Below are 10,015 nucleotides of genomic sequence, written 5' to 3'. Positions count from 1 at the left end.
CCGTCCAGCGCTTGATCTCTTCTTCCATCACTTCGCTCATCGGTGTCTCCTTCGGGGAAAGTAACACCTGAGCAGGAATTCAGTGGGTCATTACATGCTGGAAAAACGAACAGCCGAACTGGCGACAGCCCGGGCAGCGGTCTCCGAGCAGCGGTGGAACGACTGCGAGAACGAGATTGAGATCCGCGCCGCTCAGGTGGAGCAGTGGAGCGAGGCGATGCTTGCCAGTCCAGAGTTCGACTCCGTTCCTCGCTCTGTTGCGCCGATCAACGCTGCCCCAGCAGTGCCCAAGCTCTCCCCGATGCCAGTGCCGCACCCAACACGTCGACGGCCGCGGCCCTGATGGATATCGAAAGCCCCGCAGATGCGGGGCTTTCTTCCTTGGGCACTAGCGGCAGGCGCGAGGGCGAGGGCGCAAGTCTGCGCGTTCAATCCCAATGGGCTCCTTGGGGCGGGGGACATTGTCCTTGTCCTTCTTCTTGCGCGCCTCTCGCCACTCCTCAATGGAGGTAGGCATGGTCGGCACGACGCTGCGATCCACGGCCGCTCGTTTGACGAGGATGGGTTGAGAAGGTGCCATGGCTGACGCCTGGGTTTGACTGGCCGGCCCTGGCGCGCCGAGCCGTAGCAACTCTGCAGCCAAATCCAGTGAGTATTGGATGTCCTCGACTTGGTTAGGGGGAAGGCGTGTGGTGTGTTGCTGGAGGAGGTGGCCGAGCAAGCGACTGGCGACTTGGATTTGCGTTTGGTGGTGCATGGGTGCTCCTGTGTTGGGTAAGCCCTTATCCAACCAAGAAACGGTGCTTACGCAAGAGCTCGCTTGTGGCTGCATTTCACAAATTTGAATACGCGAAGAAATTCGATGGCAGTTATGCCATTTGACGAATAGAAAAGATTTCAACCGGGTCGGTGTCCCCGATTTGTCGTTTGTAGAAGCACATGGTCCGCTAAGGCAACGGGAGTAATCGACCAACACGGCGACACGTGCTTCAAGCGGGCTGTTTGAGGTGCTCATGCCTGTGAGGTCCGAGTTTATGCAGACAGACAATGGCGTCAGCAACTTGCCGATGGCAAGCGGGCGCTAGCAATCGAGTCAAGCCCGGCGTTATGATCGAGGAAACATTGACAGGAAACCTGCCGAGCACGCTTTCTGCAACGGATTGAATGGGTTAATTCGGAGGTGATCCGATCCCACTCTCTCCGCCACTTGCTCATAAATCGTTGATTCAAATTGAGATAGGCGATTCTGGCCGAGTGGATAGCAGGAGGCATGCAGAGGAACCGCGCGCATGCGCATCCCGCATCATCGAGCCGCACCAAGACCGGCTGTTGGTCGTTTGGCCATCGTGTTCCCGTCGATCTCCAGGCAGTGCTTGATTGCCGGCTTATCAAATGTGCTCTTCAGGCGGCGAGCGGAATGCCGGGCGTGGGCTGGATCGTCTGCCCACTGGTGACTGCGCTTTGCAAGGGCCAGGCGGAACAGGCCTGTGCATCATCGAGCGTTGCCGTTTTTTGGCTTCGACGGAGCGTAAACAGCAGGTGGAGCACATTGGCTTCACCAGCCATAAAGCCAGGAACCTCATGAACGCGCCCGTCGAATACCGCCCCGATCTGGAAACGCCCAGCGTCAGTGAGCAGGAAACCATTCGTTCCCTGGAATCGCTGTTCGTCGACATGGCAATGACCGTGGCCGAAAAGGAAGGGCATGCGCACCGCGCGGTCCACGCGAAAGGGCAGGGCCTGTTCACCGCCAGACTCACCGTCTTCAACGATCTCCCCGAAGAGCTACGACAAGGCCTGTTCGCAGAGCCCGGGCAATACGCTGCCTACATCCGCCTGTCATCGCCACCTGCAGAACAACTGAGCGATGCTGTCTCGACCCCGCGTGCCTTGGCGCTGAAGGTGTTGGGTGTGAGCGGTGAGCGCGTCGAGGGTGGGGACGAGAAGCACAGTCAGGATTTCTTGATGGTCAATGGCCCTTCGTTCACTACCCCGGGTCCCGACGGGTTTCTGCGTAATTTCCGCGTCCTCGCAACGACCACGGAAAAAGCGCCACGCGCCAAGGCAGCTCTTTCGAAAGTGCTCCGGGGGGTCGAGAACACCCTTGAAAAGATCGGCGGGGGAAGTGGCAGCATCAAGCAGATGGGCGGACAGCCGCAAATTCATCCGCTGGGCGAGACGTTTTTTTCGCAGGTGCCGTTCCTCTACGGGCGCTACATCGCCAAGTTCTCGCTTGCGCCGGTGTCCAGAAACCTCATTGAACTCGACGGTCAGGCAGTGGGCGACTCTCAGGATGCGCAGCGTGAGGCCGTTCATCACTCCATCAGCACCCTAGCCAGCCCGGCAGAGTGGGAGTTGCGCGTGCAGCTGTGTCGAGATGTGGAAAAGATGCCGCTTGAGGATGCGTCGGTAGAGTGGTCCGAATCCATCAGCCCCTTTGTGGCGGTAGCGCGCGTAGTCGTCGAACGTCAGGCCGGCTGGGACGGGGAGAAATCGCTGCAGTTGGAAGACCGTATCGCCTTCTCGCCGTGGCATGCTTTAGCCGCTCACCGGCCGCTGGGCGCGATCAACCGGGCGCGCCGTGTCGTGATGGCAGCATCGCGCCGATTCCGCTCCGAGTTCAATCGCTGCCCGATCCACGAGCCAGCCGGCCTCTAGCAGTTCTCGCTGCGTGAGCGTGTCATGCAGTGCATATGCATCCGTGGGGCTGGAGCGCCCCCGGATCGCAGATGCCAGACGAAGGTTCTGATGAATCATCGAGCAACTGTGGCGACCAGTGTGGCATGCCAGGGCCACACCACCCCGTTTGGAAAGGAGCGACAGACGGCATCCCCCATGCACCCGTGTTGCTGATCGTGTCCAGCTGAATGCTCGACTCGTGCAGGTTGCTGGATAGAGACAGGGCCATCAAGAAACGCCGATCGTTGCCGCTAGGGACGCATACCCAACGCAAGCAGCAGAGGTCGCTATGTTTTTCTCCGACAGCCACAAGGTGGAAGCACTGACCAAAGCGGTTGATGCCACGTTGAAAGGTGGCAGTGCGCAATGGCCCAACAACGGGTCGGCCGTGCTTCTCAAGAAGATGGCCGAGCGCTTGTGTGCGGCTGAGCAGGAGCGTGATCTGGCCAGGGCCCAGGTGGAAGACGCGACGATCGCGTTGCGCCATCTGGAGGGCCGCTTCGAGCTGGTCGCCAGCGGTACGACCGACGGGCTTTGGGATATTGGTGTGATTGCCGGAGATCCCAGTCATCCCGACAGCCCTGTGTGGTGGTCGCCGCAGATGCGTCGGCTGCTGGGTTTTGCTTCAGAACAGGATTTTCCCAATGTCCTGGACAGTTGGGTCGCGTGTCTGCACCCGGATGACAAGCAGCCGACGCTAGATGCCTTCGCGGCGCACCTTGCCGATCGCAGTGGTCGAACACCCTATGACGTCGAAAACCGCTTGCGTCTGAAGTCCGGCGAGTACCGCTGGTTCCGGGCTTTCGGCACCACCGAGCGCGATGCGCAGGGCGTGCCGCTGCGTGTGGCCGGTTCGCTCACCGACATCACCGAGCGCCGCGAGCGGGATCAGTTCCTCGACATCACCCTGACGCGCTTCGAGCTCGGCTCACAGATGCTCAGCGATGGCTTGTGGGACATGAGCGTGATCGCGGGTGACCCGATCAATCCGAACAACGAGTTCTGGTGGTCGCAGCAGTTCCGCCACCTCCTTGGCTTCGAGTCCGAGCAGGAGTTCCCCAATGTGCTCGATAGCTGGGCGTCACGGCTTCACCCGGAAGACAAGGAGCGTTCTCTCAACGCATTCGCGGCGCATTTGAACGATCGCAGTGGCCGCACCAACTTCGATATCGAGTATCGCCTGCAACTCAAGAACGGCCAATACCGATGGTTCCGCGCGCGCGGTCTGACCAAGCGCGCGGCAGATGGCACGCCTTTGCGCGCAGTTGGAGCATTGATGGACGTGGAAGCCGGACGTCAGCTGGGCGAGGTGGCGAACACGCTCAGCACTGCGGCAGGCGATATCGTGCGCAGCAACGACGACCTGTCGCGGCGCACGGAACAGCAGGCGGCCGCCCTCGAAGAGACTGCAAGTTCCATGGAGGAGATGACCAGCATCGTTCGCAAGAACGCTGAGGGTGCGCGCCAGGCCAATACCCTGGCGAGCAAGGCCGCAGAGACCGCCTTACATGGCGGTGAGCTGGTCAATGGTGTCGTCAGCACCATGGCGGCGATCCAGGCGTCATCGCGGAAGATCGGCGAAATCATTACCGTCATCGACGGCATCGCGTTTCAAACCAATATCCTTGCGCTGAATGCGGCCGTGGAAGCAGCACGGGCAGGCGAGCAGGGGCGTGGCTTTGCGGTCGTCGCTTCCGAGGTGCGCAGCCTCGCCCAGCGCTGCACCATGGCCGCCAAGGAGATCCGTGACCTGATCGCCGATTCGGGTGCCAAGGTGGGTCAGGGGGCGGAGCAGGTCAACGTGGCGGGCAAGGCCATGGAAGAGTTGCTTTCCTCGGTGAAGCAGGTCAACGACATCATGAGTGGCATCGCCGCGGCCAGTCACGAGCAGAGCGCTGGCATCGAGCAGATCAATCAAACCATCTCGCAGATGGATGCAGCGACGCAGCAGAATTCCGCTCTCGTTGACACCATGGCATCGTCCGCCCGCGCACTTGAAGATCAGGCGACCGCTCTGGTGCAGAGTGTTGCGAACAGTTCACGCAGCGTCGGTGGCAAGGCGAAGCTCGCATTGGCTGCTTGACGCATGCAGCCACTGCGCTGCCCTGTTATTTGCTAATGCCAAGGGGCGGGGCGGTGCACTGGAAATCAGGATGCCTTCAATGGCATTTTCCGCGGCCATGCTGAAAAGGCGCACGGCACGAGCCGATCAGCTGGAACGTTTCATGGAGCCGGTGTGGCGCCAATGCGTGCGCCGGTAGCGAATGAGGCTCTCTGGATTTTCCCATCGACCACCTCGTAGATGCACAGCATCTCAAGACGACTGATCCCGTCAGGAAAGCTGCGGGTGATGAGTTCCGAATCGACGACGATGTTGCCGACGACGGTCCGCGACAACAGCCGCGCATGCAGGTCCGGCTCTTGAAAGCGGGTGAGAAACCGCTCGCGAAGCATGGCATGCCCCTTGGCCAGCTGTGGTCCGTGCAAGGCGTAATGCTCGGCATCGTCAGCATAGGTCGCCAGCAACGCGTCGATATCCTTGACGTTGTAGGCGTCCAGCTGCGCTTGAACGATCGAGAGCACGTTAACGGTGGTCATGTCTGGGCAGTCTGCTCATGCAGGGGAGGGCAAGTCGCCATCGCACAGCATCTGCGGATGGCGGGCGAAGGATTTCCTGGCAGTTAGGTGCCCAAGCAAGTGGATCGTGGTGGGTGCCCGCTAGTACCAACCCAGATATAGCGTCGCAATGCCCCACGTATCGATCAACCCATGCGCCAGGATCATCGCCCGGAGGTTGCGTCCTGATCGCAGGTAGACGTAGCCAAACAACGCGCCGACGAGTCCGGTCAGCAGCACCCCCGAGATGCCTTGGGTAAGGTGCATCGCGCCAAAGAGTGCTCCCCCTGCCACTGCCGCCATCACCTGTCCCCCACGATGGCGGCCCAGCAGGTGATCGAGGTGGTGCATCAAGAATGCGCGGAAGACCAGCTCTTCACCAAGCGCGGCGCTGAGCCAGGCGCCGCCTGCCAGGTGGGCGGCAGCGTTGAAGTTGCCAAGCAGAGCGCCGTAGCCGCTGTAGTCGGCCTTGGTCCCGGTTAGCGCGTCGATCAACGGCTGCATGACCGGGTTGACGAAGCCGACGACGAGCGCGAGCAGCAGCAGCGTCCAGCCGAACCAGGCGCGCAATGGCCGGTGTTGGAGCCCGCAGGCGCTCAACGAGCGCGTTTCGAGCCAAACCAATGCGATACCTACAATGCCAACAAGCGGCATACGCCAGGGAAACTGCATCCAGCGGTAATGCGCCAGCGCGAGGATGGCCGCGATCGCTGCGATTCGTGCCAAAGGATGTCCCATTGCAGAAAAGACCGGGCGGGGATGTGCGCTTGGGGAGCCTTGTTGAAACATGCTGGAAGAAGGATTGAGTAAGTTCTCGAACGGTAGCAACAGGAGCGACAAGCGTCCTGTGCCAGAGGGCATGGATTGCTGCGCGCACGAAGGCTGCGCGTACGAAGAGGAATGGAGGCAGGAGCTCCTTCAGGCTCTGGAGCATGATCCGGACGTCGTATCGGGCCCAGCCAAAGGCGACGCGTGCGGTCTAGCGTGCAGGTATGTTTTCAGGCGATGGTGCCATGTTGCAGAAGCTGCATTGGCTACCGGTGCCTGCTGACGTCTGTCAGGCAAACGCTGTGCTTGAAGCCGGCATCACTTGGTAGCTCGGCTGCGTTTGCGACGACTGGCACATAGCACCACCAACGGCAAGTGGATCCGGATGCGCTAGGCGCTTCCCACGGCGTTTTGGAAAATTTGGGAGAGTTGAACGAGCAATGGATGACAACGGTGGTGGATGCGTTGAGCGACCTGCAGGCAGCAAGCGTCGTCGACAATGACCAAGCCCCATCGAGGCTGACACGCTTGAGCAGCTGGCAGCATGGACAGATCGAATGGAGCACTGCTTTGCCCCGGCGAGAGGGCAATCCTAGAATGCTCTGCTGCTGGCCTCGCGCTCGCGCTACATCGCCTCGGATCTGAAGTGGAAGCAATGATTTGATCAGCGGCCACCCTGAAAACTGAAGGTGAAGCGCATGTCGGCTACATAGGCCGCTGCTGAGTTTGCTGGTGCGGGCGTGGCAGCAAGCAACGTCAATTGGCCATCGGCAACAGGTATCGGAACGCCAAGGGTGAGATCGACCTGTTTGGACCAGCCGCCGCCGAGCACGGTCGCCCTGAGGATCAATCGGCCGGCCACCACACATTGCACATCGGATGGGCAACGGCTGTCTTCGATGACGTGGTCGGGGCGTACCCTGGGGCCATCGACCGCTGCGATTTCTCCCAGCCGCACCGGGCCTTCGATGGGCTGGCTGGTGACGGGGCCAGACGCCGCACACGCGGCAAGCGAGATGACAAAAAGCGTTGCAAGCACTGGCATGCGGAGGAAGCGGATACGTTCCATGGCGGTGGTCATGCTCGTGTGTAGTGGAGATGGTCGCTGATGTCCTCAGCGCGCTGCGCGGATGTAGCGATCACATCAGTATGATGCAGCGTCACGTTGCCAAGATGCGTTCGCACAGGTGTCAGCCATGCGCGAGAGCTGGCAGCGACAGGCGCGTCAATTGATCAATGCGCCCGGGAACGACAATGCATGACCATGGAACCGGGATTTTTTCGTGACCGAGCGCATCAGTGGCCGATCCACCTCGGCCCTGACTGCCGATGCGCTGCCGCCATCGGCTTCCACACCAACCGCGCAGGAATCCGGAGGCGGGCAGCGCAGGTTGGCATCACCGATCGCCCGAAGTCAGCCCTGGTCCGTCTCGCCGCGAGCAGATCGCGCTACCGGCCAGTCAGATCACCGACGCATTGACCTTGAACACCTCAACCGCCCGCGTCAGCTGGGTCGAATGCGCTTCCAGCGAACGTGCCGCCGTGCTCGCGGCTTCGACCAGGCTGACGTTCTGCTGGGTGGTTTCGTCCATCTGGGCGATGGTCAGGTTGACCTGCTCGATGCCGCCGGCCTGTTCCTGTGAGGCGGCGGAGATGTGGCCCATGATGTCGGTGACATGCTGGACGCTGGTGACGACTTCGCCCATGGTGGTGCCGGCCTTGTGCACCAGCGTTGCACCGTCGGCGACGCGCTGCACGGAGTCGTCGATCAGGCGTTTGATCTCCTTGGCGGCGTCCGATGAGCGGTGCGAAAGGGTGCGCACTTCCGAGGCGACCACGGCGAATCCGCGGCCCTGTTCGCCGGCGCGTGCGGCCTCGACGGCGGCATTGAGGGCCAGGATGTTGGTCTGGAAGGCGATGCCGTCGATGACCGAGATGATGTCGGCGATACGCCTGGACGAGGCCTCGATGCCGGACATCTGTTCGATGACCTGGCCAACCACGTCGCGTCCTTCCGAGGCGATGGCGGCCGCGCCCAGCGCAAGCTGATTGGCGCGGCCGGCATGCTCGGCATTCTGCTTGACGGTGGAGGTCAGCTCTTCCATCGAGGCGGCAGTTTCTTCCAGGCTGGCGGCCTGCTGTTCGCTGCGGCGGGACAGTTCCTGGTTGCCACTGGCGATGTCTTCGGCGGCAAAACCGATGCTGTTGGAGGTGGTCTGGATATGCGTGACGATGTCGGTCAGGCGATGCACGGTGCTGTTGGCATCGTCGCGCATGGAGGCGAACACGCCGTGGAAGTTGCCGCTCATGCGCACGGTCAGGTCGCCATCGGCAATGCAGCGCAGCAGGTCGGAAAACCTGGCCAGGTTGGTGTCGGAGGTGGCCATCATGGTGTTGAGGTTTTCCACCATCAGGCGGAAGTCGTGCTCGAATTTTTCCGGCTGGCCGCGCAGCGCGAAGTTGCCGGCGCACGCAGCCTGGGTGAGCTGCTGGATCTGCGCGTTGATGGCCTGCAGGTTCTGCTTCACCTGCTGCATGGTGGCGGTGATGGCGGCTTTTTCGCCGGGATATTGTTCGATTTCGGGAGCCAGGTCGCCGATCGCATAGCTGCCCATGACCTCGGTGATGCGCAGTTGGGTCTGCACATGCGCATGCACCAGTGTGTTGGTGTCCTGCACCATGTGCCCGTACTCGCCGGGGAACTGCCGGGCGTCGGTGCGATAGCTGATCTCGCCGGCATCGTGGCGGGCCGCCATGTTGCGCTGGGCGGAGATCACATCCTGCAGGCGGCGCTGCATCTGTTGCATGGCGCGCAGCAGCTGGCCGGATTCGTCCTTGCTGGTGGGCAGGTCCTGGCTGCGCAGATCGCCATCGTTGATGCGCTCTGCCAGCCGCAGCGACTGGCGCAAGGGCAGCACCACGCTGCGCGTCAGCAACAACGCAATGGTTGCGCCCAGCAGCAAGGCGATGATGGTGGAAACCACCATCAGCATGGCAAAGCCACGCGCGGTGGTCACCGCGTCTTTGGCGGCCGCGCGGTTCTTGGCTTCCTGCAGGTCGATGAACGCGTTGATGCTGGCCAGCCAGGCGACGAAGGCGGGGCGCGCTTGCTGCAGCAGGTGTTGTTCGGCATGCGGCTTGTCGGCGCCATCGCGGAATGCACGCACCTGCGCGATCAGCGGCATGGTGCGCTGTTCGACGGCCTTGATGCGTTGGAGGATGGCCTTTTCTTCGGCGTCCTTGGAGGCCGCGATCATGTCGTCCAGCGGCTGCGCGGAGCGGGTGTAGTCCGCGGCGAGCTTGTCGATCGATTGTTCTGCCGTGTGCCGCTCTGCCGGGTCGTCCAGCAGCACGACATCGCGCAGGGCGATCGCACGGTCGTGCACGCTGCCGCGGAAATTGATCGCGTAGCGTTGCTTGACGCTGTTGACTTCGTTGATGGCGGTGAGCTGCTGGTGGATGCTGCGCACGCGCTGGATGCCGACGACGGTGAGGATCACCATCAGGACAATGATCGCGAGGAAGCCGAGGGCCAGGCGCTGACCGATGCGCAGATTCGAAAGCAGTGGCATAGGGAGTTTGATCGGTGATCCGGCTAGCGGAAAAGCAGGAAGAGTCCCAGCAACAGCTGGGAGGCGATGCGCCCGGGACACCGATGGGGTCGGCAGCGTGACCGCTGCACGAAGGATGTCTCGACGTGTTCGTTAGCGGCCTGCGCCATCAGAAATGAAACCGCTCGCCACGGTGGGATTCATCTACGGTTGGCTTCGCACTGCCGCCAGGCCAGGGCGATCGAAGTCGCAAGCCGCCAAGCCCGGCCGCCTGGCAGTGCTGCAGCGCCGGTCGGCGTCGGCAACAGGCGGATCGGTCTTGGCGGGTCGCCGAGTCGTTGCGACGGCCGCTGCGAGGGGCTGCGGCCACTTGCGGGTGTCGATGTAGTACAGACACAGAG

The 10,015-nt window shown here is 61.8% G+C and carries 7 protein-coding genes; 2 read left to right on the top strand and 5 right to left on the bottom strand.

Annotated features, from left to right (window positions below; genetic code table 11):
* Window positions 1-388 precede the first annotated feature (388 nt).
* On the bottom strand, window positions 389-757 hold the full coding sequence (locus FHT09_RS20480; RefSeq protein ID WP_104606703.1) for a hypothetical protein: 369 nt from the start codon (window positions 755-757) through the stop codon (window positions 389-391).
* 824 nt (window positions 758-1,581) lie between these two features.
* Here FHT09_RS20480 and FHT09_RS19445 point away from each other — a divergent pair.
* Entirely contained in the window at window positions 1,582-2,658 is a 1,077-nt protein-coding gene (locus FHT09_RS19445) for a catalase family protein (protein WP_104606704.1), read from the top strand.
* A 310-nt stretch (window positions 2,659-2,968) separates the two neighbouring features.
* Window positions 2,969-4,762: a methyl-accepting chemotaxis protein gene (locus FHT09_RS19440; protein ID WP_184417086.1), complete on the top strand. Its 1,794-nt coding sequence runs from the start codon at window positions 2,969-2,971 to the stop codon at window positions 4,760-4,762.
* Between the two features lie 140 nt (window positions 4,763-4,902).
* On the opposite strand, the gene FHT09_RS19435 is transcribed toward FHT09_RS19440, so the two are convergent.
* The 4 genes from FHT09_RS19435 to FHT09_RS19420 all read right to left on the bottom strand — a co-directional run bounded on the left by FHT09_RS19435 (window position 4,903) and on the right by FHT09_RS19420 (window position 9,635).
* On the bottom strand, window positions 4,903-5,277 hold the full coding sequence (locus FHT09_RS19435; RefSeq protein WP_104537839.1) for a nuclear transport factor 2 family protein: 375 nt from the start codon (window positions 5,275-5,277) through the stop codon (window positions 4,903-4,905).
* Between the two features lie 120 nt (window positions 5,278-5,397).
* Window positions 5,398-5,949 carry a CPBP family intramembrane glutamic endopeptidase gene (locus tag FHT09_RS19430; RefSeq protein ID WP_104606749.1) on the bottom strand — a complete coding sequence of 184 codons (552 nt, stop codon included), beginning with the start codon at window positions 5,947-5,949 and terminating at the stop codon, window positions 5,398-5,400.
* 778 nt (window positions 5,950-6,727) lie between these two features.
* Window positions 6,728-7,144 carry a hypothetical protein gene (locus tag FHT09_RS19425; RefSeq protein ID WP_104537838.1) on the bottom strand — a complete coding sequence of 139 codons (417 nt, stop codon included), beginning with the start codon at window positions 7,142-7,144 and terminating at the stop codon, window positions 6,728-6,730.
* 379 nt (window positions 7,145-7,523) lie between these two features.
* On the bottom strand, window positions 7,524-9,635 hold the full coding sequence (locus FHT09_RS19420) for a methyl-accepting chemotaxis protein (RefSeq protein ID WP_104606705.1): 2,112 nt from the start codon (window positions 9,633-9,635) through the stop codon (window positions 7,524-7,526).
* Between the last annotated feature and the right edge of the window lie 380 nt (window positions 9,636-10,015).

Source organism: Xanthomonas sp. CFBP 8152 (assembly GCF_014199025.1).
GTDB classification, from domain to species: Bacteria; Pseudomonadota; Gammaproteobacteria; order Xanthomonadales; family Xanthomonadaceae; genus Xanthomonas; species Xanthomonas arboricola_B.
This window is presented reverse-complemented; position numbering and strand designations above follow the sequence as displayed.

Bases quoted from the DNA above. Each gene is read 5' to 3' on its own strand.
- FHT09_RS19430 (WP_104606749.1), bottom strand. From the start codon at position 5,949: ATGCCGCTTGTTGGCATTGTAGGTATCGCATTGGTTTGGCTCGAAACG.
- FHT09_RS19425 (WP_104537838.1), bottom strand. From the start codon at position 7,144: ATGACCACCGCCATGGAACGTATCCGCTTCCTCCGCATGCCAGTGCTT.
- FHT09_RS19435 (WP_104537839.1), bottom strand. From the start codon at position 5,277: ATGACCACCGTTAACGTGCTCTCGATCGTTCAAGCGCAGCTGGACGCC.
- FHT09_RS19445 (WP_104606704.1), top strand. From the start codon at position 1,582: ATGAACGCGCCCGTCGAATACCGCCCCGATCTGGAAACGCCCAGCGTC.
- FHT09_RS19440 (WP_184417086.1), top strand. From the start codon at position 2,969: ATGTTTTTCTCCGACAGCCACAAGGTGGAAGCACTGACCAAAGCGGTT.
- FHT09_RS20480 (WP_104606703.1), bottom strand. From the start codon at position 757: ATGCACCACCAAACGCAAATCCAAGTCGCCAGTCGCTTGCTCGGCCAC.
- FHT09_RS19420 (WP_104606705.1), bottom strand. From the start codon at position 9,635: ATGCCACTGCTTTCGAATCTGCGCATCGGTCAGCGCCTGGCCCTCGGC.